This is a genomic window from Stenotrophomonas sp. YJH_SMC_33 (genome assembly GCF_059372295.1).
Genome location: NZ_JCAFVJ010000001.1, coordinates 686,774 through 712,644, shown reverse-complemented (window position 1 = coordinate 712,644; position 25,871 = coordinate 686,774). Strand labels below are relative to the sequence as shown.

Sequence of the window (25,871 nt, the reverse complement as noted above, 5' to 3'; positions counted from 1 at the left end):
CGCCCGTGTGGTGGCAGCCGTGGCTGAACGACGCCGCCACATTGCTGAACCTCGCCGGGGAAACGCCGTCGATCACGCCGCCAACGTCGGCTGACGGCTTTCCCCGGTGTCGGCTTTCCGACACAATCATGGCTCTTCCCGGGTTATCGTCCCGCGGACATGCACGCCTACGTCTATAAAAGCCAACTCAAGCCGGACACCTACGTCTACGTTCCCCGTCGCGATGATTTCAGCGCGCTGCCCGCGCCGCTGCTCACCTCGCTGGGGACGCTCGCCTTCGTCCTGGAGGTGGCCCTGGATGCCCAGCGCCGCCTGGCGCAGGCTGACCCGGAAAAGGTCCGCAGCGAAATGAGCGAGCGCGGGTTCTACCTGCAGGTGCCGCCGTCGGTGGCCAGCCTGATGCCGCGCCACTATGACTGACGCCTCCCGTCCGCGCCTTGTGTCAATTGCCTTCGCCGCGGGCGCGGTGCTGGCGCTGGGCGCCGCCGTGGGCGGCTTCCCGGGTGCCGTCCTGGCCGCACTGGCGCAGCCAGCGTTCGCGCTGGCGATCTCATGGTGGCGTCGCAGCCGCGCGCTGCTGCCGCTGAAGGTGGTCGCTCGCCAGGACCTGCCGGCGCTGCTGGCGTTGTGGACGGCCGCGCCGCTGCTGCTGGCGCTGTTGCTGGCCTGGCCGCTGGCGGCGCTGCGCGACAGCGGCAGCCTTGCGGCGGTGCTGGGCCTGAGCGTGCTGGTCAGTGCCGGCCTGCTCGCCGCCTGGCGCACCTGGCCGTTGTGGAACGATGTCGAACGCCTCGACGGCAGCCTGGCCCAGCACTGGCAGGCGCTGGCGGGGCGTGACCTGGGCGCCTGGCGCGGCCTCGGTGTGGCCGCGCTGGTGATCGCGCTGGCCGCGCTGGTGGTGCTGCCGGCCTGGCCGGGGCTGCTGCCGGAAAGCGCACACTGGCCCGCCGCGCTGGCGGTGGTGCTGCTGTCTCCCGTGCTGCACCTGCTGCTGCAGCGGGTGGCGCCGGCACCGCTGGTGTCGCTGCGCGCAGGCCCACTGGCCACGGCCAGCGACGAGCGCGAACCGATGTTCTCCGCTGCGGTCGAAACCACGCCGCTGGAGGCGATGGCGCCGCAGGAGCTGACCCCGGCGCTGTATGAAGCCGCCCGCCATGGCCGCATCGACCGGGGCCTGCAACTGCTGCAGGCCGGTGCCGATCCGCATGCGCTGCCGGACCCGAACTGGCGCGACCAGCGCAGCCTGGCGGTGCTGGCAGCGGTGCTGCCGGACCTGCGCCTGCTGCGCGAGCTGATCGCCCGCGGCGTCGATGTGAACGCACCGCACCGGGGCATGACCCCGCTGCTGGCCGCCACCCGTGACAGCTGGCATGGCCGCCCCGAGGCGGTGATGACCCTGCTCGCCAACGGTGCCGACTCGCGTGCCACCGACAGCGATGGCAACACGCCGCTGCACCATGCCGCGCGCAGTTCCGACCCGGGTGTGGCGGCGCTGCTGCGCGATGCCGCCGCCGAAGTCGATGCGTTGAACAACGAGGGCTGGTCGCCGCTGGCCGTGGCCTGCCAGGTCGGCAACTGGCGCCTGGCCCGTTTCCTGCTCGAACGCGGTGCACGCTGCGAACCGGCCGATGGCACCCCGGTGCTGCTGGCCGCCGCCGCCACCGAGGACGACGATCCGGCGGGCGTGCAGCTGCTGCTCAAGCACAAGGCGCGGGCCGACGCGCGTGATCGCCAGCGTCGCAGCGCGTTGCATGAAGCGGCGCTGGCCGGTCACGTCGAGATCATCGGCGTGCTGCTGGCTGCCGGCGCCAATCTGGAAGCGCGCGATGCGCTGGGCCGTACGCCGTGGCTGGAAGCGGCCCGTGCAGGTCGCGCCGCCGTGATCGAGCATCTGCTGCCGCACAAGCCGGACCTGGTCGCGGTGGACGGCGAAGGCCGTAATGCGGTGCAGCTGGCGGCGATGGCCGAGGATGTCTCGCCGCTGCTGATCAAGCGCCTGGTCGAACTCGGCATCGCCGCCGATGCCACCGATCCGGTCGGCCGCCGTGCGGTGGACTATGCCGCCGAAGCCGGCCGCTGGGCGATCGTGGCTCTGCTGGACCCGTCCTATCCATTGCCGGCTGCGGTCAGCGATGGACTGGCCGAGCGTGGCGAAGCCGCCGGCGCAAGTGGCCTGCTGCCGGACCGCCCGCCGCTGACCCTGCTGCGCGAAGCGCTGGGCTTCGGCAACACCGAAGGCATGGCCGCGCTGGCCAAGCTGTGCCAGCCGGAAGAGCTGGGTGGCCTGCTGCTCGATCCGGAGCTGGCGCTGGAGCCGCGTGCGGTCGACTGGCTGCTGGCCCACGGTGCCGATCCCTACGTGCGTGACGCCTGTTCCGACACGCCGATGTTCGCGCTGTTGTCGCGCGGCATCGACGCGGTGCCGGCGCTGCAGGTCATGCTGCAGCGTGGCCTGTCGCCGGCCGGACGCGGTGGCCTGGCACGCTTCCTCGCAGCGTGTGCGCAGCACGACCAGGCCGCCCGTGGCCTGGAACAGCTGGCACTGGAACTGCTGGAACGTGGCGCCGATCCGTTCGCCGCCTCGCCGGCCGGCGATCCGCCGCTGTCGCTCGCGGTGCGCCTGGGCTGGCTGCGCCTGCAGCAGGCCCTGCTCAAGGCCGGTGTTGATCGTGAAGCGCGCGACAGCCACGGCATGACCGCATTGCACCTGGCCACCGCGTTGGCCCGCGAAGGCGCACTGAAGCTGCTGGTGCAGCACGGTGCCTCGCCGGAAGCCCGCGCCGCCGACGGCCAGACGCCGTTGGGCGTGGCGCTGTCGATCGGTCGCCGTGATCTGGCCGACTGGCTGGACTGGCGGGTGTGGCCGTTGCCGCGCCGTACCCTGCGCGAGGCCGATCTGCCGGCCGCTGCGATGGCCGGTGATGTAGACGCCGTGCGCCGCCTGATCGATCTGGGATTTGCCGTCGACGCGGTCGACGCTCAGGGCTGCACCGCACTGCTGCGTGCAGCCGGTGGCGGCCACCTGGCGGTGACCGACCTGCTGCTGGCGCGCGGCGCCGATCCGCAGCACGCCGCGGCCAGTGGCGCGACGCCGCTGTCGGCGGCGGTCAGCATGCGCCAGGTGGACATCGTTTCGGCCCTGCTCGATGCCGGCGCCAAGCTGGAACATCGCCTGCCGGGCGGGGTGACCGTGCTGATGCTGGCCTCGGCGCTGGGTCTGCCGGACATCGTCGCGCGCCTGCTCACTGCCGGTGCCGACGTGCATGCCGGTGACGCGCAGCAGCTGGGCCCGCTGCACTGTGCCGCGCTGTACGGTTTCAGTGCCCGCGACCGCTCGCGCCTGCTGGCCCTGCTCGACACCCTGCTGTTGGCGGGCGCCGAGCCGGACCAGGCCGCCGCCGGTTCGGTCACGCCCCTGCTGCTGCTGCTGGGCGCTCGCGCCGAGCCGGGTACCGCCTGCGACGAGCAGGTGGTGATGGCGGCGGTAGAGCGCCTGCTGGATGAGGACGTGAGCCTGGACGTGCGTGATCCGCGCGGCTTCGGCCCGTTGCATTTGGCCGCGCTGCATGGCCTGCCGCTGCTGGTGCAGCGCCTGCTGCGCGCGGGGGCGGATCCGGAAGCACGCGACAGCCTCAACCGCAGCCCGCGCGAGATCGCCGTGATGCGCGGCTTCATCGACGTGGCCGGTGAGTTCGAACCGCGCGTGCCGGGCGTTTCGTCGATGGCGCGGTTCCTGCGCGACAACGGCTGATCGCTGGAAAAGGGTAGTGCCGGCCGCTGGCCGGCTACCTCATGACATCTCCGGGAACACGGGATTGCCGGCCAGCGGCCGGCACTACCGGGTCCGCCATTGATCGGGTGGGTGCCGACCGTTGGTCGGCACACCTACTCGCCGTCCCTTTCCGCGTCGGCCTCGAAAAGATGCATCAGGTCGTTGCGTGCATCGCGCGAGGTCTGGATCACCGCCGCCTCGTCGTCGTACACCAGGTACTGGTCACGCAGCAGCTGCTCATCATGCTCACGGAAGCGCTGCACGTGTCGTTCGGCCACGTCCGGCGCCACGCCCAATGCGGTCAGCACGCGGCCGCTCATCTCCAGGCTGGTGCCAAACACTTCGCGGAACGGCTCGGCCGACATGTCCATCAGGCGCCAGGCATGCTGGCGGTTGCGCGCACGCGCCAGCACCGTCGCGTCCGGGTACAGCCGGCGCACCATGCGCACCGCGCGCAGGTTGGTCTCCGGGTCGTCCACGGTGATCACGAACACATCGATGTGCTCGCCGCCCGCCGCACGCAGCATCTCCGGCCGGGTCGGGTCGCCGTAATACAGCTGGTTGCCGAAACGGCGCAGGTCGGCCACGGTGTCCGGGTTCGCCTCCAGCGCCACGAACGGCACCTTCTGCGCGGTCAGCAGGCGCGCGATCACTTGGCCGAAACGGCCCATGCCGGCGATCAGCACCTTGGGGCGGTTGTCCGGCGCCACCTTGTCGGCCTCGGCTGCCTCGCGCGGTGCGGCCTTCTCCTGGCCGAGCAGCTTGAGCAGCGCGATCATCAGCAGCGGCGTGATCGCCATCGACAGGCCCACGATCGCCACCAGCCGGTCGTGGTTGGCATTGCCGAGCAGGTGCGCGCGCTGCGCTTCGTTGAACACCACGAAAGCGAACTCGCCGCCCAGCCACAACACGCTGCCCAGCAGCAGCGACTGCCGCGGACTGAGCCGGGCGATGCGGCCGATCGCGTACAGCAGGCTGAACTTGACCACCAGCAGGATGCCGACGCCAGCCGCGATCATCCACGGCTCGGCCGCGATGCGGTCCAGGTCGATGCCCATGCCCACCGCGATGAAGAACAGGCCCAGCAGCAGGCCCTTGAACGGCTCGATCTGCGCTTCCAGCTCATGCCGGAACTCCGAATCGGACAGCAGCACGCCGGCCAGGAACGCGCCGAGGCTGGGGCTGAGGCCGGCTTCCTGCATGAACCAGGCGGTGCCCAGCACCACCAGCAGTGCGGTGGCGGTGAACACTTCCGGGCTGCGGGTGCGGGCGATGATGCTGAACACCTTGCGCAGCACCGGTCGCCCGCACAGGATCACCACGGCCAGCGCACCGAGGGCCACGGCGGCGTCTTCCCAGCGCAGAGTCTCGTTCTTCACCCCGCCCAGCAGCGGGATGGCCGCCAGCAGCGGAATCGCGATCAGGTCCTGGAACAGCAGGATGGCGAACCCGAGCCGGCCATGGTCGCTGTTGATCGCCTTGTGCTCGGACAGCAGCTGCAGGCCCACCGCCGTGGATGACAGCGCCAGCGCCACACCTACCACCAGCGCGCTCTTCCACTGGAAGTGGTCGAGCAGCAGCAGGCCGCCCAGCACCAGCCCGGACAGCGCCACCTGTGCCGCACCGGCGCCGAACACCGAGCGCCGCATCACCTTCAGGCGTGCCGGCGACAGCTCCAGGCCGATCACGAACAGCAGCATCACCACGCCGATCTCGGCGGCGCCGAGGATGCGGTCGGCGTCCTGCACGAAGCCCAGCCCGTCCGGGCCCAGCACCACACCGGCCGCCAGGTAGCCCAGCACCGCGCCGAAGCCGAACTTCTTGAACACCGGCACGGCGATGACCGCCGCCAGCAGCAGCACCAGCGCCAGTTCCAGACCACCGCTATGCATGGGAATACCTGGTCATCGGGGGAGCCGCTGTGCGTCCGTTCGGGTTGGGAAAAGCGTGGCGAACACCACCGCGCCATTATGCGCGCCGGCCTGTGCATGCACGAGAACAACCTGCGGGCAGGGTGCTGCCGCGGCGGGACCGGGTTGACCTGCATGGTCCACGGGTCCAGACTGCCCGCCGCTGGCGGCGCGTCCGCCGGCACACGCATCCCGGAGTCCCCAACCCATGTCCAGCGACAGTAGAAGTCGACCTCGTTCGACGCCAGCGATGGCCACCGCCTGACATCGGGACGGTTTGCCTGCGTTGGCGTTGCGCGAGGTCGCACCCCCACAAGGCAAACCCGATGAACCAGAAGCAATTGCTGCGCCCGGTGGCCGATGCCGCCGCACTGGCCGCGCCGCTGGCGAACTTCAACACTGCCGATGCGGTGGAATTCCTCAACACGCTGGAGCTGACCCGCGCCGCGGAAACGCTGGCTGCCCTTCCGTTGCCGCGTGCAGTGAAAATGCTGGAAGCGCCGGAACTGCACCGCAGTGGCGAGCTGGTGGCAGCGCTGCCACCGGCGCGCGCTGCCGCCCTGCTCGGCTTGATGGCCGACGACCGCGCCACCGACATCGTCCATGAGCTGGATGAGGAAGAACGCGCGCGGTTGATCCCGCTGCTGGGCACCGACGCCCGCCAGGCCATCCAGAAGCTGCTCAGCTACCCGCCGAACACCGCCGGTGCGCTGATGACCACCGAGTACGTGGCGGTACCCGCCAGCTGGACCGTGGCGCAGACCCTGCAGCACATCCGCCAGGTCGAGCGCACCCGTGAAACGGTGTACGCGATCTACGTGCTGGAGCCGTCCAGCCAGCAGCTGCAGCAGGTGGTGACCATGCGCCGGCTGATCACCGGCCTGCCGGAGGAGTCGATCCTGGACGTGGCCCAGGTCAATCCACCGGTGACGGTGGACGCACTGATGGACCAGGAAGAAGTGGCACGGCTGATCCGTCGCCACGACTTGCTGGCGATCCCGGTGGTCGATGCACAGCAGCAGATGCTCGGCATCGTCACCGTGGACGACGTGCTCGACGCGCTGATCGAGGAATCGACCGAGGACGCGCACAAGTTCGGCGGCATGGAGGCACTGGACAAGCCCTACATGCAGATCGGCTTCCTGGAGATGCTGCGCAAGCGCGCCGGCTGGCTGAGCGTGCTGTTCCTGGGCGAGATGCTGACCGCCAGCGCGATGCAGCACTATGAGGACGAACTGGCGCGCGCGGTGGTGCTGACCCTGTTCATTCCGCTCATCATGAGTTCGGGCGGCAACTCCGGTTCGCAGGCCACTTCGCTGCTGATCCGCAGCCTGGCGCTGCGCGAGCTGCGCCTGCGCGACTGGTGGAAGGTGGCCCTGCGCGAAGTGCCCACCGGCATGGTGCTGGGCGCGATCCTCGGCTGCCTGGCCATCGTGCGCATCGTGATCTGGCAGCTGGGTGGCCTGCATGACTACGGCGAGCACTGGATCCTGCTGGCGATCACCATCGGTGCCGCGCTGGTCGGCATCGTCACCTTCGGTTCGCTGTCCGGCTCGATGCTGCCCTTCATCCTCAAGCGGCTCGGTTTCGACCCGGCCAGCGCCTCGGCCCCGTTCGTGGCCACCCTGGTGGACGTGACCGGCCTGGTGATCTATTTCAGCATCGCCGCCATGATCCTGCACGGCACGCTGTTGTAACGGGAGCGTCATCCACACATGACGTGGATCTACTGGTCCCGGCGGTAGATCCACGTCATGCGTGGGTGCGGTGTCAGGACCTTGCGCACGATCATGCCGTTGCCGCGCCAGTCCGTGTACCGTAGGCGCATGAGTACCTACCACCTGCAGTCCGTGTTCCGTCCGCAGTCGGTCGCGGTGATCGGCGGCAGTCCGCGTGAGCGTTCGGCCGGCCGCGCGGTGATGCGCAACCTGCGCGGCACCGGCTTCCCCGGCAAGGTGGCGTGGATCAATCCGCGGCATGCCGAGATCGATGGCATCCGCACGGTCAAGCGGCTGAAGGACCTGGACTGGGTCCCCGACCTGGCGGTGATCACCGCACCAGCGGCCATCGTGCCGCAGGTGGTGCGCACTGCCGCCGAACGTGGCGTGCAGGCGGCGATCATCCTCACCGCGCACCTGGGTGAAGGCCCGGGCTCGCTGTCGGCGCAGGTGGAGGCGGTGGCGCGCAAGCATGGCCTGCGCATCCTCGGCCCACACTGCTTGGGTGTGATTGCACCGCACGCGCGACTCAATGCCAGTATCGCCGCGCACTTCCCGCAGGCAGGCGACCTCGCGCTGATTTCCGAATCCTCGGCGATCGCCGCCGCGCTGGTGGAGTGGGGCGTAGCGCGCTCGGTCGGCTTCTCCGCCGTGGTCTCGCTGGGCGATACGATGGACGTCGACTTCGGCGACCTGCTCGACTACTTCGCCACCGACTACCGTACCCGCGCCATCCTGCTCTACGTCGAGCAGATCAAGGACGCGCGCAAGTTCATGTCGGCCGCGCGTGCCGCCGCCCGCGCCAAGCCGGTGGTGGTGGTGAAGTCGGGGCGCGCCGAGCGCGTGCAGCCGGGCAGCCGCGATACCCATGTGCAGGCCCTGGCCCGTGCCGATGATGTGTACGGTGCCGCCTTCAACCGCGCCGGCCTGCTGCGCGTCGGTGCGCTGGACGAGCTGTTCACCGCCGCCGAAACACTGGGGCGGCTGGGCACCTTCCCTGGCCGCCGCCTGGCCATTCTCAGCAATGGTGGCGGCGTCGGTCGCCTTGCCGTGGACCAGCTGATCGCGCTGCAAGGCACGCTGGCCACCCTGTCCGACAGCACGGTGCAGAAGCTCGATGCAGTATTGCCACAGGGCTGGTCGCGCAGCAATCCGGTCGACATCGTGGTCGACGCCGATGGTGACCGCTATGCCGCGGCCATCGAAGCGCTGCTGGCCGACAACGAGAACGACGCGGTGATGGTGGTCAACGTGCCGACCGCGTTCACCTCATCGGCGGACGCCGCGCAGGCACTCACCCGCACGCTCGGCCTGCGCCCGCGCCATCATCGCGACAAGCCGGTGTTCGCGGTGTGGCTGGGCAACGATGACCAGGCCACCGCCACGCTCAACGCGGCGCGGGTGCCGACCTATCCGACCGAGGCCGAAGCCGTACGTGGCTTCCAGCATCTGGTGCGCTACCGCGAAGCGCAGAACGCGTTGATGGAAACGCCGCCCAGCCTGCCGCAGGACTTCAGCGTCGACACGGCCGCCGCGCGCGCACTGGTCGATGCCGCGCTGACCAACGGCCAGCAGTGGCTGGACCCGCTGGCTACGCATGAACTGCTCAAGGCCTACGGCATTCCCTCCGCGCCGGTGATGCATGCGCGTGACGCGCACGAGGCGATGGATCTGGCGCAGCCGCTGCTGGAACGCGGTGCCACGGTCGCGCTGAAGATTCTCTCGCCGGATATTCCGCACAAGTCGGAAGTGGACGGCGTGCGCCTGAACCTGTCCACCCTGCCGGCGGTGCAGAGCGCGGCCAACGCGATCCTGTCGCGTGCACGCCAGCTGCGGCCGGATGCGCGCATCGATGGTCTGCTTGTGCAGCCGACCATCGTTCGCCCGAAGGCGCGCGAGTTGATCGTCGGTATTGCCGATGACGCGACGTTCGGCCCGGTGATCGTGGTCGGCCGTGGCGGTACCGCGGTTGAAGTCATCAATGACAAGGCGTTGGCGCTGCCGCCGCTGGACCTGCGCCTGGCGCACGAGCTGATCGGCCAGACCCGCGCCTCGCGCATCCTCAAGGCCTATGGCGATGTGCCTGCCGCCGACGAGCGCGCACTGGCATTGGCGCTGGTCAAGCTGGCACAGCTGGCCGCCGACATTCCCGAAGTGCGTACGCTGGACATCAATCCGTTGCTGGTCGACGGCAAGGGCATCCTCGCCCTCGACGCACGCGTGGCGGTGGCGCCGTCGCGCATCCTGCACAAGGGCCGTGGCCACCCGCGCTTCTCGGTGTTCCCGTACCCGAAGGAGTGGGAGCGCACCATCGAACTGTCCGATGGCGGCCGTGCCTTCGTGCGTCCGGTGCGGCCGGAGGACGACGCGCTGTTCCGTGCGTTCTTCGCCCGCGTCAGCGACGAGGACCTGCGCCTGCGCTTTTTCCAGTCGGTGAAGCACTTCAGCCACGAGTTCATCGCGCGCCTGACCCAGCTCGACTACGCACGCTCGATCGCACTGGTGGCGATCGAACCGCGCAGTGGCGAAATGCTTGGCGCGGTGCGCCTGCACGCCGATGCGGATTACCACCGCGGTGAGTACGGCATCCTGATCCGCTCGGACCTGAAGGGCCATGGCATCGGCTGGCGGCTGATGGCGATCATGATCGAGTACGCCAAGTGGCTGGGCCTGGACGTGGTCGAAGGCCAGGTGCTGCGCGAGAACAGTACCATGCTGGCGATGTGCCAGAGCCTGGGCTTCAAGACGAAGCTGGACCCGGATGACCCGACGGTGATGATGGTGACCTTGCCGGTGCAGCAGGTCGAAGTGCCCGGAACCCCGTTGTAGAGCCGAGCCTGCGCTCGGCTGCCTTACATCTCACGGGCACGCCTGAGCCGAGCATGGGCTCGGCTCTACAGGATCACCGCTGCGGTTCCACCGCCACCGCCGTGCCATAGCACAGCCGCACGGTCAGCCCGGTCATCACATAGATGGCGTCGTAGCGCATGCCGATGATCGGGTTGGCAGCCAGCTGCCGTGCTTGCTTGTCTCTGCTGCGCCAGGTTTCCTCGCGGCCTGTCCGCACAGCGCGGTGTAGATGGTGATGGTGTCGCCAAAGAGCGGCTCCGCCGCTGTCTTCTGTAGCGTCGAGCCATGCGCCACTGGCTATGCAGCCGTCGAACGTGGCTCGACGCTACAATCCGCCCCCTGTTGCGGCATGGTTCCGTCACCGTGCTGGCGCGACAATACCCCCATGACCGACCGTATCCCCCTGCTGCTGCTGCCTGGCCTGCTCAACGACGCTGAGCTGTGGCGCTCACAGTTGGCTGATCTTGCCGACATCGCCGATTGCACGGTAGGCGACCAGACCCGTGGCGAAACCCTGCAGGCGGTGGCCGAGGACGTGCTCGCACAGGCACCGGAGCGCTTTGCGCTGGCCGGTTTCTCATTGGGCGGCTTCGTCGCCCAGCAGATCCTGCGCATTGCGCCGGAGCGCGTGCTGCAGCTGGCGCTGATCGATACCTCGATCCACGCCGATTCACCGGAACGTGCCGAGCAGCGCCGCAGCCAACGGGCCAGCGTGCGCCTGCCCGGCAGGTTCCATGGCTTTGGTGATGCGCTGATGCGCAGCTACATCGATGCCTCGCGGCTGGACGATTACGTGCTGGTGCAACGCGTGCGCGACATGACCGCTCGCCTGGGCGCGGAAGTATTCTTGCGCCAGAGCGCACTGGAACGCCGTGATGGCCATGATGTGCTGGCTGGTTATCGCGATCCGCTGCTGATCGTGTGCGGCGCCAACGATCGCATCACGCCGCTGGCGGTGAGCGAGGAAATGCACGCGCTGGTGCCGCACTCGCAGTTGGTGGTGGTGCCCGATTGCGGGCACCTGGCACCGATGGAAAAGCCGGACGAGGTCAGTGCGGCGATGCGAGGCTGGTTGTTGCAGGCCTGATGGATCCGCCGGGCATGGCCCGGCGCTACCCACGCGTATCCGGTAGCGCCGGGCCATGCCCGGCGGCCGCTCTTCAATCCCAGGCCGGCGCAATGCCTTCCGGATTGGCCAGGCGATGGCCACGATCCAGCTTGGCGATCTGCGCCATGTCTTCGTCGGTCAGGCGGATCGCTGCCGCTTCCAGGTTGCTGGCCAGGTTCTCGCGCTTGGTCGAGGACGGAATGACCGAGAAGCCCTGCTGCAGCGCCCAGGCCAGCGCGATCTGCGCCGGAGTGGCCTGGTGGCGGCCGGCAATGGCCTGGATCACCGGATCCTTGGTCACCTCGCCATAGGCCAGGCTCATGTAGGCGGTGACGTGGATGCCGTTGTCCTGCAGGAACTTCACCAGCAGGCGGTTCTGCAGGTAGGGATGGATCTCGATCTGGTTGGTGGCGATGGCATCGGCGCCAAGGATCTCGATGGCCTTGCGGGTCTGGGCGATGGTGAAGTTGGAGATGCCGATCGCCTTCGTCAGGCCCTGTGCCTTGGCCTCGGCCAGCGCCGGCAGGTACTCCTCCATCGGCACGTCGACCTTGTCGTTCGGCGACGGCCAGTGGATCAGCGTCAGGTCCACATGATCGGTACGCAGCTTTTCCAGACTGGTATGCAGGCTGGCCAGCAGCGCTTCCCGCTTGAACGCGGTGATCCAGACCTTGGTGGTCAGGTAGATCTCTTCGCGCGGCACGCCGGAATCGGCGATGGCCTGGCCGACCTCGGCTTCATTGCCGTAGATCTGCGCGGTATCGATGGCGCGGTAGCCGGCATCCAGCGCGTTGCGCACCGAGTCGATCACGGTCTGGTCTTTCAGGCGGAAGGTACCGAGACCGAAGGCGGGGACAGTCATGGGGGCTCCAGCAGAGGGGGAGGGAGGCGGGAATATCCACGAAAGGGTAGGCCAGCGGCCGTGTGCATGCCGGCAACGGTGCATTGCATCGACGTGTACGACGGCAGGTGGTGGTGGGTGCGGACCGTTGGTCCGCACTGTTCATGCCGCCACCCATGCAGCGTTGGGAGCTGCCGGCCAGCGGCCGGCACTCCCCCTGTCTGCGCTCCACGGTAGTGCCGGCCGCCGGCCGGCAACCGGATCAATCAGGCCGCGCGCATCAGCGCGTCCTTCGCTGCAGCGGTGGTCGACAGGTCGAACACATCCACCGCGTCGATCAACCGGTTCGCCTGCTGTTCCAGGCTGCGTGCGGCGGCGCTGGCTTCCTCCACCAACGCGGCATTCTGCTGGGTGGTGCCGTCCATCTGGATCACGGTCTGGCTGACCTGTTCGATGCCCGCGCTCTGCTCCTGCGAGGCGGCGGAGATCTCGGCCATGATGTCAGTGACGCGCTGCACCGACGCCACGATCTCGGCCATGGTGTCACCGGCCTCGCGCACGCGCCGTGCACCGTGGCCGACCTGTTCCACCGACGCTTCGATCAACGCCTTGATCTCCTTCGCGGCTGCCGCCGAACGCTGTGCCAGGGTGCGCACTTCGCTGGCAACCACCGCGAAGCCGCGGCCCTGCTCGCCGGCGCGTGCCGCTTCCACCGCGGCGTTCAGCGCCAGGATGTTGGTCTGGAAGGCGATGCCGTCGATCACGCTGATGATCTCGGCGATCTGCCGCGACGAGGTTTCGATGGCATCCATCGTTGCCACCACCTGGCCGACCACGCTGCCGCCGTGAGAGGCAACGGTGTGCGCGCCGATCGCCAGCTGGTTGGCCTGGCGCGCATGCTCTGCGTTCTGGCGCACGGTGGAGGTCAGTTCCTCCATCGATGCCGCCGTCTCTTCCAGGTTGGCGGCCTGCTGTTCGGTACGGCGCGACAGATCGTTGTTGCCGGCGGCGATCTCCGCCGCCGCCGTGTGGATGTTGCCGGAGGCGTGCTTGATGTCGGTGACGATGGTTGCCAGCTGCGTAGCGGTGGTGTTGGCGTCGCCGGCGATACGCGCGAACACGCCCTGGAAATCACCGTGCATGCGCGCGCCGAGGCGGCCATCGGCAATCGCGCGCAGCATGCTGGAGACCTCGCCGAGGTTCAGTTCAGTGGTCTGCATCAATCGGTTCAAGCCGTCGACCATTGCGCGGAAATCATGCTCGAAGCGTGCGCTGTCGCCGCGCTGGCTGAAGTCACCGGCGGCGGCGGCTTCGGCCAGGCGGCGGATCTCGCCGTTGATCATGCCGAGATTGGCCTTGGCCGTATCCAATGCGTTGGTGATCACGGCCTTTTCGCCGGGCAGGCGTTCCATGTCCTGGCTGAGGTCACCGACGGCATAGCGGCCCATGATCGAGATCGCGCGCATCTTCACCTGGATGTGCGCGTCAACCAGCGTGTTGCAGTCGGCCACCATGGTGCCGAACGCGCCCGGGAACGCACTGGCCTCCATGCGATGGCTGATGCTGCCGGCGTCATGCGCCTGCGCCATCGTCGCCTGTGCGTCCAGTACGCCGCGCAGCGTGGACTGCACCGCCTGCATCGCCTGCGCGAGGCGACCGATCTCGTCGCGGCTGCGCACCTGCACCACGTGCTGCAGATCACCGGCGGCCACGGCACGCGCAGCGGCTTCCACCGCCAGCACCGGCTGCACCACCGCGCGCCGCAGCCACCAGGCCAGGCCCATCAGCAGCAACACGGCGGCCAGCACGGTCAGCGCCGCGCACAGCAGCAGGGTCTGCCGGGCCTGCTGCGAACGTGCCGCCAGCGCCGCTTCGGCCACCTGCGTGGCATGCGTACTCAATGCATCCAGAGCGGTCGCCACCGCGCGATCCTTGCCGCGCACCAGGTTGTCGCCGGCGGCCGGATCGTAGCCGGCCGCGGCAAATGCCTGCAGCGCCGCGTGATAGTCCTGCTGCAGCTGCGCGTGCAGGCCAACGAACGCCTGCGCCAGTTCACGCGTGCGCGCGTCCGGGCTGGTCACCAGGCCCTTGGCCAGCCGTTCGACCAAGCGGCCTTCGTTGTCGAAAGCGTCCAGGTGGCGCTGACGCAACGCGTCGTCGTGGCCGCGGAGCAGCACGTTCTTCCATTCCTGCACCTGGCCGCGGAACTCACGCTGCAGGCGTTCGGCGTCGCGGCTGTGCGTGACTTCGGGCGGAACCTCGGTGGACAACTTGAACCAGGCGGAGGCCAGGCCAGCCAGCGCGCACAGCAGGACCACGGCCAAGCCAACAGACACCGCGCCGAGCAGCTTGGACTGCAGGCGCGGAGCACGGACAGACGCATTCATGGGGAAGCACTCTCGGGAAGGGGCATTGCGGTATCGACCCGCCAAGCTCCCGCTGAAGTGCGACATAAATCACATTAGCGTTTCGTTTAGTGATGTGAAGGAACTGTTTCATAGGACAAATGTGTCCGTATGGAACAAATGTGGACCCTGGACAGGGGATATAAATGTAACTATCGTAGTTACATGAAGACCGCGAACCCGCTCTCCGACGCCCTTCACGTGATGGCGCATCTGGTCGGCCAGGACGGCCCGCGCACCTCCGAGCAGCTGGCGTCCTGCCTGCCGACCCATCCGGTGGTGATCCGCCGTCTGCTGGCGCAGCTGCACAGGGCGGGCCTGGTTCGCAGCGCCCGTGGCCATGGCGGTGGCAGCCACCTGGCCCGTGATGCTGCAACGATCACCCTGCATGACATCTATCTGGCTGTGGGCGCACCACCGCTGGTGCAGGTCGGCGCCCGCGACTCCGGCGGTGGCTGCCCGATCCAGCGGCTGGTCAACAGCGCCTTGCTCGATGGGGCGCGCGAAGCGCAGCGCCTGCTCGAAGCGCGGCTGCAGGCGACCACGCTGGACCAGCTTGGCGCCGACTTCGCCCGCCATCTCGCCCATCACCGTTCCCTGGAAGGTCATCATGAATCCTGATGTGCTCATCGTCGGCGGCAGCTATGCCGGCATTGCCGCCGGCCTGATCCTCGCCCGCGCCCGTCGCCCGGTCACCGTCATCGATGCCGGTTCACCGCGCAACCGTTTCGCCGGCCATTCGCACGGCGTGCTGGGGCTGGATGGCATCAGCGGCGCCGAGCTGCTGAAGACCGCGCGACAGCAGCTGCTGGACTACCCCACAGTGCGTTGGGTGCATGCCGAAGCCGTGCAGGCCACCGCCCGCGCCGAAGGCGTGGAAGTGCGTACCGCCGATGGCCAGGTGCTGGCCGCGCGCAAGCTGCTGCTGGCCAGCGGCATCGCCGACCAGTTGCCGGCGTTGCCGGGCCTCGCCGAGCGCTGGGGCAGCACCGTGCTGCACTGCCCGTACTGTCATGGCTATGAAGTGGGTGGTGGTGCCATTGGCCTGCTTGGCGGTCATCCGATGTCCGCCAGCAAGGCGCCGCTGTTCGCCGACTGGGGCAATGTCACGTTCTTCAGCATGGGACTGGACATCACGGATGAGGAACGCGCCGCCATGCAGCAGCGCGGCGTGCAGATCGAGACATCACCCGTGCTGGGCGTGCAGGGCGACCAGCCGACCTGGCTGGAAGTGGAGCTGGCCGACGGCCGCCGAATCGCCCAGCGTGCCTTGTTCGTGCCGGCCGCCCAGGTGATGGCCACGCCATTGGTGCAGCAGCTGGGCTGCACGTTGGTCGAGAGCCCGCTGGGCGTGCTGATCGAGGTCGATGCGATGAAGCAGACCTCGGTGCCGAACGTGTATGCCGCAGGCGATGCGACGACGGTCGGCAACATCACCCTGGCCATGGCCGAAGGCGTGCGCGCGGGCATCGGCGTGCACCACGCGCTGGTGGCCGAAGACAGCATCGCGCGCTGAACGTTGCACAGGTAGAGGCCGACCTTGGTCGGCGCTGTTCCATCCACGCATGGCGTGGATCTACTGCAATCGGGTGCGGTGGGTGCCGGCCTTGGCCGGCACCGCTCCGTTACCCCTTCACGCACAACACCTGGCGCAGGGTGTGCACCACGTCGACCAGGTCCAGCTGCGCGGCCATCACATCGTCGATCGACTTGTACGCGGCCGGTGACTCGTCCAGCACGCCGCTGTCCTTGCGGCATTCCACGTGCGCGGTGGCCTCGCGATGCTGGGCCAGCGTGATCTGCTGGCGCGCGGCGCCACGGCTCATCACCCGGCCGGCACCGTGGCTGCAGCTGTGGAAGCTGTCCGCGTTGCCCTTGCCACGCACGATGTAGCTGCGCGTGCCCATGCTGCCGGGAATGATGCCCAGCTCACCCTCGCGAGCGCTGACGGCCCCCTTCCGGGTCACCAGCAGCTCCTGCCCGTGGTGCGTTTCCTTCTGTACATAGTTGTGGTGGCAGTTCACCGCCATTGCCGCCAGCTGGAACTTCGGCAGCCGGTGGCGCATCTCGGCCAGCACGCGCGACATCATCGCCTCGCGGTTCTGCCGGGCGTAGTCCTGCGCCCACGACACGGCTTCGACGTAGTCATCGAACAGCGGCTCGCCTTCCATGAAGAACGCCAGGTCCTTGTCCGGCAGGTGGAAGCCCAGCACGCGCCGGGCCAGTTCCTCGCGCGCCTTCTCGATGAAGTAGGTACCGATCAGGTTGCCGGTGCCGCGCGAGCCGCTGTGCAGCATCACCCACACCGTATCCGTCTCGTCCAGGCACAGTTCGATGAAGTGGTTGCCGCCGCCCAGCGTACCCAGCTGGCGGTCCAGCTTATCGGTGCGGATCCTGCGGTGCTTGTCCTTGATCTTCTCCAGGCCGTCGGCCAGCCCGGACTGCACCAGCCGCGTGTGGATGCTGTCGGGCATGCGGTGATGCTCGCCGCCGCGCCCGTTGCCGACCGGAATGCTGCGCTCGATGCTGTTGCGCAGCTGCCGCAGGTCGTCGGGCAGGTCGTTGGCGCGCAGCGTGGTGCGCACCGCCGCCATGCCGCAGCCGATGTCAACGCCGACCGCGGCCGGGATGATCGCACCGCGGGTCGGGATCACCGAGCCGACGGTCGCGCCCTTGCCCAGGTGCACGTCCGGCATCACGGCCACCCACGGCCCGACGAACGGGATCGCGGCGATGTTGCGCAGCTGCTCATGCGCCTGCGCTTCCAGCGGCACACCGTTGACCCAGCCCTTGATCGGCGTGGTGCCCTCGACGTGCAGCCATTGATAGTTGTGTTGAGTGTCCATGTCTTCGTGTATGTCCTTGATGGGCCGGCGGCGCGTCCCTGCGCCGCCGCTACCCCCTACCTGATCGTCACCAGCTGCTTCAGCACGCCATCCAGGCCGCCGAACACGGTGAGCGTGTCGATCTTCTCGGTGACCTTCTCCAGTGCCTCCAGCTCCTTCAAGCGCATCAGCACCGGGTTGTCCTCGATCAGCTTTGCGGTGTTGAGCTGTGATCGCGTGGCGTTGGCCTCCTCGCGGCGACGGATCACGCTGGCCTGGGCCTGCTTCTCGGCCAGCACCACGCCGTTGAGGATCTCCTTCATCTCGCCCGGCAGGATCACGTCCTTGATGCCGACGCTGAGCAACCGCACGCCGTGGCCCTCGATTGCCGCCTGCACATGTGAGGCGATCTCGCCGTCCAGCGCCGCCTTGTCACCCAGCAGCTCATCCAGGCTGCGCACGGCAATCGCCTGGCGCAGGCCGAACTGCAGCTGCCGATAGATGAACTCATCGGCATTGCTCAGCGTGCGGTGTGCACGCACCGGGTCGACCACCTGCACGGTCGCGGCCAGGTTCACCCGCAGGGTCACCTTGTCGCGGCTGAGCAGCTCCTGGCCGGACACGTCCAGTGAACGTGCACGCAGTTCCACACGCTCCACCGACACGTTGCCGTTGAAGTTCCAGAACGCGTGCAGGCCGGCATCCAGCGTCTGCCGCAGCGTGCCGTCGATGAACAGCAGGCCCACCGACTCGCTCGGCACGGTGCTGATCACCGCCACACGCGGCAGCACGCCCAACTGGCCCAGGCGCTGCTGCACGTCCGCCGGAATGCGCGGATCGTCACCCAGCGCCATGACGCGTACCTGGGTGTCGACCGAACCGCGCCAGTACAGACGGCGGCTGCCCGGCGGCAGCACTTCATCTATGCGGCCGTTGCGCAGCAACAGACCGACCTCGCTGGCGCCGACGTTGGCCAGCACGAAGTGCGTGTCCAACCGCGCGCCCAGTGCCTCGATCAGGCTGTCCTGGTCGCTGCCGGTGTAGGCCGTGCCCTTCGATGCAGTGTGGATGTCCACGTGTGGGCGGCCGCCGAACAGCGACAGGCGGTGCACGCCCGGCAGCAGGATCTGCTGGAAACGACGGTTGCGATACACCAGGCCGCGCTCGCCGTCGCCGATCACGACCTTGATGGTCCAGAACATGGGAGTCTCTCCTTGTATGGCTCTGGTGGTTCGACCCGTTGCGGATGAATCGCCATGACCCGGGTCGATCAGGTCGTGGCGCGGCCGCCTGCACACCGCGTGCAGGCAGCGGAAGAGGGCGGCCATCGGCGGACGGTCCGCGCGCGGAGCTTTCGGTGCACCGGCAGTGCTGCCATCGTCGTTCCCGGCAGGCAGCACCGGGGCGGAACGTGGCTGGCAGTGGCGGCGGGCCGGGGCCCGGCGTGCGGTCCGTTGCCGTCCACGCCCCGTCCGAAGGCGATGGCGGTGGACGGCGACGATGGCCGCTGGGGCTTGCGCCCCGGGTGTTGCTTCAAGTCATGACGTGACAGGTCATGTGGTTGGAGTGGGAGTCGAACCCACGACAGACGGAATCAGGATCCGTTGCTCTGACCAAGCTGAGCTATCCAGTTGGGGACCGCGCGGAATCGAACCGCGTACCGGCGAACCGGCGCCTGCCTCCAGCAGGCGATCCAGGCGATGGCATGTCCGCGACTTCCGGCATACGCCACGGCAACGCCGCGCGCACCAGCCCGTGGTGGAAACGGGACCGTTGGAGAATCGAGGGTGCAGGCCACCGACATTATCGGCGAGCGATAATGTTTGGGTGCGATGCAGATAATGTCCAGGCGCTGCCGGTCGCGCGAAGTAAATCCTTCGGCGGGGCAGGAAAGGCCTGGGTCAGTGAGCGGCGGGTTGCCGCGCGGGGTGCAGTTCTGGCATCGCGGGTCCTTGTGCCGACGCAAAAAAAACGCCCCCGGGACTTGCGTTCCGAGGGCGTCGTCAGGCCTCGGAGATCGGGGTGGCCGATCTCCGCAGGGCGGATATCAGGCCGTTGTAAGCTGGTCTTCCTTGCCGAACGCGCGCGCCAGCACGTCCATGCGCAGGCATGGCAGCAGTTTGGCGGTGGCGACGGAATGCGCGTTCAAGGGAAGTTTCCAGTGGTTGTTGAAACGAGGTGCGCACGATAAACCACGATTTAGTCGCGCGCAACCAATTTGTTCAATTATTTTCTTCGGTATGCGTGCAATGCCGGCCAGCGGCCGGCACTACCGGCCCTCAGGCTTCCGCGCTGGCGGCATCCAGCTGCGCGACATCCTGCACGCTCAGCGATACGTTGGCTGCTGCCAGCAGATCGTGCAGTTGTTCGACGCTGGTGGCGCTGACGATCGGTGCGGTGATCGACGGCCGTGCGATCTGCCAGGCCAGTGCGATCTGCGCAGCGCTGGCGCCGTGCTTGCTGGCCACGTCATCCAGCGCCTGCAGGATGCGCAGGCCGCGCGGATTCAGATAGCGCTTCACCACCGTTTCGCCACGTGCCGGGCTCTTGGCTGCATCGGCCGGCGTGCGGTACTTGCCGCTGAGGAAGCCACTGGCCAGCGCGTAGTAGCCGATCACGCCGATCTGTTCGCGCTGCACCAGCGGTTCCAGTTCCTTTTCGTAGCCGGCGCGGTCATACAGGTTGTACTCCGGCTGCAGGGTTTCGTAACGCGGCAGTTTGTAGTCGGTGGACACCTTCAGCGCATCGGCCAGGCGCGTAGCGCTGTAGTTGGAGGCGCCGATCGCACGCACCTTGCCGGCTTCGATCAACCGGCCGAACGCGGCCAGGGTCGCTTCCAGCGGCGTCGACTCGTCATCCTCGTGGGCCTGGTACAGGTCGATCACGTCGGTCTGCAGGCGGCGCAGCGAATCCTCGACCGCGGCATTGATGTTGTCCGGGGTCAGGCCGGGGCGTTCGGCCCACTTGGCCACCTTGGTTGCCAGCACCACCTTGTCGCGCTTTCCGCTGCGGGCAAACCACTTGCCGATCAGCGTCTCCGATTCGCCGCCGGCATTGCCGGGCACCCAGGCCGAGTACACATCGGCGGTGTCGACCAGGTTGAAGCCGGCATCGACGAAGGCATCGAGCAGGGCGAAGCTGGCCTTTTCATCGGCGCTCCAGCCGAACACGTTGCCACCGAAGGCGAGCGGACGTACATGCAGGCCGGAACGGCCCAGTTCGCGGGTTGCCGTCATGGGCACGGACTCCTTGGGGGAAGTGCTGCAGAATAGAACGCGTAGTGTGACCGTGCTGCGGCGGTGACCACAAAACAGTGTTCCGCGCCGCGCACGCCGCTAACGTTTTGTGAACACCTGGGACGCCGCGGCTGCTAGTCTCGCCGCATCTTCCGCTGGAGTCGCTCCGATGATGCCTGCTTCGTCCCTGCGTGGTTGCCGCCTGCTGCTTGCTTCGGCCCTGCTTGCCGCCGTTCCCGCGTTCGCCGCACCGTCCACGGTGGCGCCGGCGAAGATCCAGGTCTCACCGGCCATCGATGCGGCGGTGAAGGCGTCGACCCGTGATGCCAACAACGTCAAGCGCGATGGCTTCCGTCATCCGGCGCAGACGCTGTCGTTCTTCAAGGTGGCACCGGAAAAGACCGTCATCGAGATCACCCCCGGCAACGGCTGGTACTCGGAGATCCTGGCGCCGCTGTTGCACGACAAGGGCCACTACGTTGCTGCGGTGGTCGATCCGATGGCGGTGCCCGAAGGCCGCGGCCGTGACTACCAGCAGCGCAGCCGCGACAGCCTGGAGAAGAAGTACGCCGGTGCGCCGGCACAGTTCGGCAAGACTGCCGTGGTCGCCTACGATCCGGCCAAGCCGGTGTTCGGCCCGGCCAATTCAGCCGATGTGGTGCTGACCTTCCGCAACGTGCACAACTGGCGCAAGGCCGGCCAGGCGCAGGGCATGTTCCAGGGCTTCTTCAACGTGCTCAAGCCGGGCGGCGTGCTGGGCGTGGTCGAGCATCGTGCCAAGGCCGACGTAGCCGACGATGATGACACCGGCTATGTCGGCCAGCAGCAGGTGATCGCGATGGCCGAGGCGGCTGGTTTCAAGCTGGATGCACGCAGCGAGGTCAACGCCAACCCGCGCGACACCAAGGACCACCCGAACGGCGTGTGGACGCTGCCGCCGACCAACCAGCACGACAAGGCCGATGATGCGAAGTACCAGGCGATCGGTGAAAGCGACCGCATGACCCTGCGCTTCATCAAGCCGTAGCGGGCGGCGCCGGGCTGCGCCCGGTGAGCGCTGCGGCGTCACAATGGACGTAACGTGTATCCGCCGGGCCTGGCCCGGCCCTGCTGCCAATGGAGTGGACAGTTGAAGAAGGTGTTCTATATCGCTGTTGCAGTGCTGGTGTTGGCGCGGCTGATTGACTTCGTGTTCTACGGTGGCCATGCCTACGACCTGGTGGCGACCGTGGGGTTTGCCGTGCTGTTTGCCGGTGCGCTGCTGGAGGAGCGTGCGCGTGCCATGAATCCGCCGCCGGTTCGCCTGCGGCGCCGGGCCAATGTCATCGCGGCGTGCGGCATCGCACTGGTGCTGGGCTCTTTCCTGCTTGAGTGGAAGGTCTTCGGTTGATCGCGCCGCAGCCTCGGCCGGCGTGATGCCCGGCAGCACCGGGGCCGCGCTCGGCCGAGGTTGCGCGGCATGGGACAATGCTGCACCTGCTGCCCGTCGTGCCCGCAATGCTGATCGCCTTCAACAAGCCCTTCAACGTGCTCTGCCAGTTCACCGACCGCAGCGTACCGCCGCGGCCGACGCTGGCCGGGTTCGGCCTGCCGCCGCGCGTGTATGCCGCCGGTCGCCTGGACCATGACAGCGAAGGCCTGCTGCTGCTGACGGATAACGGTACGCTGGCGCACAAGCTGACCGACCCCAGGCATAAGGCCGACAAGACCTACTGGGTGCAGGTGGAAGGCACGCCCAGCGATGAGCAGCTGCAACGGCTGCGCGATGGGGTGGAGCTGAATGACGGACCGACCTTGCCGGCGAAGATCGAGCGCCTCGATCCGGCGCCGTCGCTGTGGACACGCGATCCGCCGGTGCGCTTCCGCAAGACCGTGCCCGACAGTTGGCTGGCGATCACGATCCGCGAGGGCCGCAACCGCCAGGTGCGGCGGATGACCGCGGCGGTGAACCTGCCGACGCTGCGGCTGGTCCGCGTGTCGATGGGACCCTACCGCCTGGACGACCTGCAGCCGGGGCAGTGGCGGCAGATCGGCTGAAACAGGAAGGGCCGGATACCCTACGGTATCCGGCCCTCATAGCGGGCTGATGGGCTCAGTTCCTGCGGAAGGAAGCCGACCCCGGCAGACTCAGGCGTCGCTGCCGATATCGCTGTGCTCGTCCACCACGGTGTCGTTGCGGCGGTCACGCGCATTGATGCGCTGCGCCTGGCCATTCACCACGTGGCCGTTGGCGGCCTTCTTCTTCTGCTGCTTGCGGTACAGCGCATAGCCGAGCAGGCCGACACCCACCGCAGCGGCGGCAATGGTCACCGCCGGGTTGCGCCGGGCGAACTTGGTGGCCACCTTGCCACCGGTCTTGACGGCGCCCAGCGCCGCGCCGGTCTTGATCCAGTCACTGGCCTGCGGCCCAAGGTGGCGCAGGCTGCCACCGGCACTCTTCAGGCCGTCGCCGGCGCTGTGGGCCAGGTCCAGGGCGCGCTCCAGAGCGCGGTCGGTGATTACGGTCAGCTTGCTCATGCGGGGGTCCTTTGCCTCGGGTCGAAGTCCAGTGTCGCGTGTTGCCCGTAAACGGTATGTCAGTCGAGGTGGCACGCGGTGTGACTTTACCGCAGCCATTCAGGATCACTCAGGGTCCGGCTACGTCCCGCGCGGCTTGGCCCGATGCGTGGCCGTGGCCGTCCACGGGTCATCCGGCCACGGATGGCGCGGGTAACGGCCCTTCATCTCCCTTTTCACTTCGGCGTAGGTGCTTTCCCAGAAGTTGCGCAGATCCTGGGTGACCTGCAGCGGGCGGCCGCCGGGGGAGAGCAGGTGCAGGGTCAGCGGCACGCGGCCATCGGCGATGCGCGGCGTGTCGGCCAGGCCGAACAGTTCCTGCAGCTTCACCGCCAGCACCGGCGGCAGCGGTTCGCCGCTCTCGCTGTCCAGTGCGTAGGTGATCGGCCGCTCCAACCCGGAGGGCACGGTGATGCGGGTCGGTGCATGACGCTCGACCAGCTGCCGTTGTGGCCACTCCAGTGGCGATTTCAGCGCTTCGCCGAAGCTGGATTCGTCCAGCGCATCCAGTCGCGTCTTGCCGGCGAACGCGGGCTGCAGCCACTGCGCGCGATTGGCCAGCAGGGCGTCGTCGCTGCAGTCGGGCAGGCCGAGCTCGGGCATCCAGCGCCGCAGCGATTCCACCCGTGCCTGCCACTGGCGCAGGCCCTCGGTCCACGGCAGCGCCTGCAGGCCGAGCTCGGCCACCGCATCGGTCAGCGCCTGCGCGGCGTGCTGCGGATCGACCCGGCCGGCCGAGCGGCTGTCCAGCACGATCCGGTCGAAACGGGTCTCGCGCAGCGTCACCAGGGCGCGTCGCTCGCTGTCCCAGCGCACCACGTCTTCGGTGACGAAGCGCTCCGGCCATGCCTTGCGCAGCTGGCCTTCATCCACCGGTGCGGCACGCAGCAACAACGCATCGCGCGCTTCGAAGCGCAGTTCGCTGGCCACCAGCCACGGCTCGCCGCGCAGGTCGCTCAGCTCGTGCAGGCGCGCGCTGCGGCCATTGGCCAGGAGGTAGCGCAATGGATCGCTGGGATGCTGGACGCCAATCCGGTCTGGGAAGGCGTGCGCGAGCAGGTCGCCCAGCTCATGGGCCTCGATGCTGGCCGGCGGCGTGGCTTCGCAGCGCAGGCGGCGACGCCACTGCCTGGCGGCGGCATCGATGGCGGCCAGCCCGCTGCGGTTGGCATCGCCCGGTATGCGGCCATTGCGGAACGCAGCCAGTGCGCGCCAGCGGCTCGCCAGCGCGTCACCGCCCTGGCGCAGCGGGTCGCGCGCTTCCAGCAGGGCGGCCAGATCGGTGGCCAGCGCCTGCGCGCGGGCATCGGGCGCTGCCAGCAGCATCGCCGCCATCCGCGGGTGCGTACCCAGCGCCAGTACACGGCGCCCGAGTGCGGTGATCGCGCCCGAGTCCGACAGTGCACCCAGGCGTTGCAGCAGTTCGCGCGCCGCACCCATCGGGCCGGCCGGTGGCGGGTCGAGGAAGCGCAGGTCGCTGCTGCCCCACGCGGCCAGTTCCAGCGCCAGTCCGGCCAGTTCCACCTGGTCGATCTCGGCACGGCGCTGCGGCTCCAATCGCTGCGACTGCGGCCATAGCCGCCAGGCCACGCCTTCGGCCACGCGACCGGCGCGACCGGCGCGCTGGTCGGCCGACGCCTGGGCGATGGACACCACGTCCAGCCGGGTGAAGCCGCTGTTGGGGTCGTAGCGCGGTTCGCGCGCCTGGCCGCTGTCGATCACCACGCGCACGCCGGGCAGGGTCACCGACGACTCGGCCAGGTTGGTCGCCAGCACCACGCGACGGCGGCCATCGCTGGCCATCTGCAGCACGCGCGCCTGTTGTTCCACCGGCAGCTCGCCATGCAACGCCAGCACCTCGACGTTGCCATCGAGTGACTCCTGCAGGCCGGCCTGGACGCGCGCGATCTCGCGCTGGCCGGGCAGGAACACCAGCAGGTCACCGGGGTGATCGGCCAGGGCCTGCTGCACCGCGCGGCGCACCTGCAGTTCCAGCGTCTCATCGCGGCGCGCCGGGAAATGGCTGACCGTCACCGGGTAGCTGCGGCCCTCGCTGCTCAGCCGCGGCGCATCGAGGAAGCGTGCCAGGCGCTCGCCATCCAGCGTGGCCGACATCACTACCAGGCGCAGGTCATCGCGCAGCTGCGCCTGCACGTCCAGCGCCAGCGCCAGGCCGAGGTCACCGCTGAGATGGCGCTCGTGGAATTCGTCGAACAGGATCGCACCGACCTCTTCCAGCATCGGGTCCTCCTGCAGCATGCGGGTCAGGATGCCTTCGGTGACGACTTCAATGCGCGTGCGCGCCGAGACCTTGTTCTCGAAGCGGATGCGGTAGCCGACCGTGCCACCCACCTCTTCACCGAGCTGCCGCGCCATGAACAGCGCGGCGCTGCGCGCGGCCACCCGGCGTGGCTCCAGCAGGATGATCTTCCGCCCCTGCAACCACGGTGCATCGAGCAGCGCCAGCGGCACCTGGGTGGTCTTGCCCGCGCCGGGCGGGGCTTCCAGCACCAGCCGTGGCTGCGCGGCCAGGTGCTGCTGGATCTGCGGCAGCAGCGGGGAAATCGGGAAGAGCGGGGCGTTCATGTGCAAAGGATAAGGGGCCACGGCGGGCGCAGGTACAATGCGCGGGCACTTTTCCCCCGCGATG

18 protein-coding genes, 1 tRNA gene and 1 pseudogene are annotated in these 25,871 nt (G+C 68.3%); 10 read left to right on the top strand and 10 right to left on the bottom strand.

The features are described 5' to 3' along the window. The first annotated feature begins 159 nt into the window (after positions 1-159). Positions 160-420, top strand: a complete 261-nt coding sequence (locus AC5P9W_RS03340) for a YcgL domain-containing protein (protein WP_014648833.1) — start codon at positions 160-162, stop codon at positions 418-420. After that, entirely contained in the window at positions 413-3,751 is a 3,339-nt protein-coding gene (locus AC5P9W_RS03335; protein ID WP_021203488.1) for an ankyrin repeat domain-containing protein, read from the top strand. The genes AC5P9W_RS03340 and AC5P9W_RS03335 overlap by 8 nt, the downstream gene beginning before the upstream one ends. A gap of 134 nt (positions 3,752-3,885) precedes the next feature. On the opposite strand, the gene AC5P9W_RS03330 is transcribed toward AC5P9W_RS03335, so the two are convergent. After that, positions 3,886-5,664 carry a monovalent cation:proton antiporter-2 (CPA2) family protein gene (locus AC5P9W_RS03330; RefSeq protein ID WP_021203487.1) on the bottom strand — a complete coding sequence of 593 codons (1,779 nt, stop codon included), beginning with the start codon at positions 5,662-5,664 and terminating at the stop codon, positions 3,886-3,888. A gap of 344 nt (positions 5,665-6,008) precedes the next feature. On the opposite strand from AC5P9W_RS03330, the gene mgtE reads away from it, so the two are divergent. Beyond that, on the top strand, positions 6,009-7,379 hold the full coding sequence (gene mgtE, locus AC5P9W_RS03325; RefSeq protein ID WP_019661699.1) for a magnesium transporter: 1,371 nt from the start codon (positions 6,009-6,011) through the stop codon (positions 7,377-7,379). Between the two features lie 129 nt (positions 7,380-7,508). Beyond that, positions 7,509-10,229, top strand: a complete 2,721-nt coding sequence (locus AC5P9W_RS03320; RefSeq protein WP_021203484.1) for a bifunctional acetate--CoA ligase family protein/GNAT family N-acetyltransferase — start codon at positions 7,509-7,511, stop codon at positions 10,227-10,229. A gap of 73 nt (positions 10,230-10,302) precedes the next feature. Here the strand turns inward: AC5P9W_RS03320 and AC5P9W_RS03315 are convergent. Further along, a pseudogene (locus AC5P9W_RS03315) lies at positions 10,303-10,499 on the bottom strand (heavy metal-binding domain-containing protein); the annotation flags it as partial. Positions 10,500-10,635: 136 nt separating this feature from the next. Here AC5P9W_RS03315 and AC5P9W_RS03310 point away from each other — a divergent pair. Beyond that, complete coding sequence (locus tag AC5P9W_RS03310; protein ID WP_111098815.1) at positions 10,636-11,337, top strand: alpha/beta fold hydrolase; 702 nt, start codon at positions 10,636-10,638, stop codon at positions 11,335-11,337. A gap of 73 nt (positions 11,338-11,410) precedes the next feature. Here the strand turns inward: AC5P9W_RS03310 and dkgB are convergent, their stop codons facing one another. Together dkgB and AC5P9W_RS03300 are read right to left on the bottom strand one after the other, a co-directional pair. Next, on the bottom strand, positions 11,411-12,220 hold the full coding sequence (dkgB, locus tag AC5P9W_RS03305) for a 2,5-didehydrogluconate reductase DkgB (protein ID WP_111098814.1): 810 nt from the start codon (positions 12,218-12,220) through the stop codon (positions 11,411-11,413). Positions 12,221-12,465: 245 nt separating this feature from the next. Then, positions 12,466-14,586: a methyl-accepting chemotaxis protein gene (locus tag AC5P9W_RS03300; RefSeq protein WP_206621350.1), complete on the bottom strand. Its 2,121-nt coding sequence runs from the start codon at positions 14,584-14,586 to the stop codon at positions 12,466-12,468. 183 nt (positions 14,587-14,769) lie between these two features. Between AC5P9W_RS03300 and AC5P9W_RS03295 the strand changes: the two genes are divergently transcribed. Both AC5P9W_RS03295 and AC5P9W_RS03290 read left to right on the top strand, forming a co-directional pair. Next, positions 14,770-15,225 carry an Rrf2 family transcriptional regulator gene (locus AC5P9W_RS03295; protein WP_021203480.1) on the top strand — a complete coding sequence of 152 codons (456 nt, stop codon included), beginning with the start codon at positions 14,770-14,772 and terminating at the stop codon, positions 15,223-15,225. Then, positions 15,215-16,120, top strand: a complete 906-nt coding sequence (locus tag AC5P9W_RS03290) for an NAD(P)/FAD-dependent oxidoreductase (protein ID WP_021203479.1) — start codon at positions 15,215-15,217, stop codon at positions 16,118-16,120. Before AC5P9W_RS03295 ends, AC5P9W_RS03290 begins: the two co-directional genes overlap by 11 nt. Before the next feature lie 109 nt (positions 16,121-16,229). Here the strand turns inward: AC5P9W_RS03290 and AC5P9W_RS03285 are convergent, their stop codons facing one another. From AC5P9W_RS03285 to AC5P9W_RS03270, 4 genes are all read right to left on the bottom strand, one after another. Next, positions 16,230-17,450, bottom strand: coding sequence for an RtcB family protein (locus AC5P9W_RS03285; protein WP_019661691.1), 1,221 nt, complete (start codon positions 17,448-17,450; stop codon positions 16,230-16,232). A 56-nt stretch (positions 17,451-17,506) separates the two neighbouring features. After that, on the bottom strand, positions 17,507-18,631 hold the full coding sequence (locus AC5P9W_RS03280) for a slipin family protein (RefSeq protein WP_134730892.1): 1,125 nt from the start codon (positions 18,629-18,631) through the stop codon (positions 17,507-17,509). A 356-nt stretch (positions 18,632-18,987) separates the two neighbouring features. Then, positions 18,988-19,059, bottom strand: a tRNA-Gln gene (locus tag AC5P9W_RS03275). 649 nt (positions 19,060-19,708) lie between these two features. After that, positions 19,709-20,665, bottom strand: coding sequence for an aldo/keto reductase (locus AC5P9W_RS03270; RefSeq protein WP_021203477.1), 957 nt, complete (start codon positions 20,663-20,665; stop codon positions 19,709-19,711). Between the two features lie 169 nt (positions 20,666-20,834). Between AC5P9W_RS03270 and AC5P9W_RS03265 the strand changes: the two genes are divergently transcribed. The 3 genes from AC5P9W_RS03265 (at position 20,835) to AC5P9W_RS03255 (ending at position 22,702) form a co-directional block, all read left to right on the top strand. Next, the gene (locus AC5P9W_RS03265) at positions 20,835-21,692 is read left to right on the top strand and encodes a class I SAM-dependent methyltransferase (protein WP_019661688.1); all 858 of its coding nucleotides are present in this window, start codon (positions 20,835-20,837) and stop codon (positions 21,690-21,692) included. Between the two features lie 111 nt (positions 21,693-21,803). After that, positions 21,804-22,055, top strand: coding sequence for a hypothetical protein (locus AC5P9W_RS03260; protein WP_224329425.1), 252 nt, complete (start codon positions 21,804-21,806; stop codon positions 22,053-22,055). 107 nt (positions 22,056-22,162) lie between these two features. Then, the gene (locus AC5P9W_RS03255) at positions 22,163-22,702 is read left to right on the top strand and encodes a pseudouridine synthase (protein WP_026347220.1); all 540 of its coding nucleotides are present in this window, start codon (positions 22,163-22,165) and stop codon (positions 22,700-22,702) included. A 90-nt stretch (positions 22,703-22,792) separates the two neighbouring features. Here AC5P9W_RS03255 and AC5P9W_RS03250 read toward each other — a convergent pair whose 3' ends face one another. Next, a complete protein-coding gene (locus tag AC5P9W_RS03250; RefSeq protein ID WP_019661686.1) occupies positions 22,793-23,182 on the bottom strand; it encodes a hypothetical protein in 390 nt (129 codons plus the stop codon). Positions 23,183-23,302: 120 nt separating this feature from the next. Then, positions 23,303-25,807, bottom strand: coding sequence for an ATP-dependent helicase HrpB (gene hrpB / locus AC5P9W_RS03245; protein ID WP_495218782.1), 2,505 nt, complete (start codon positions 25,805-25,807; stop codon positions 23,303-23,305). Positions 25,808-25,871 lie beyond the last annotated feature (64 nt).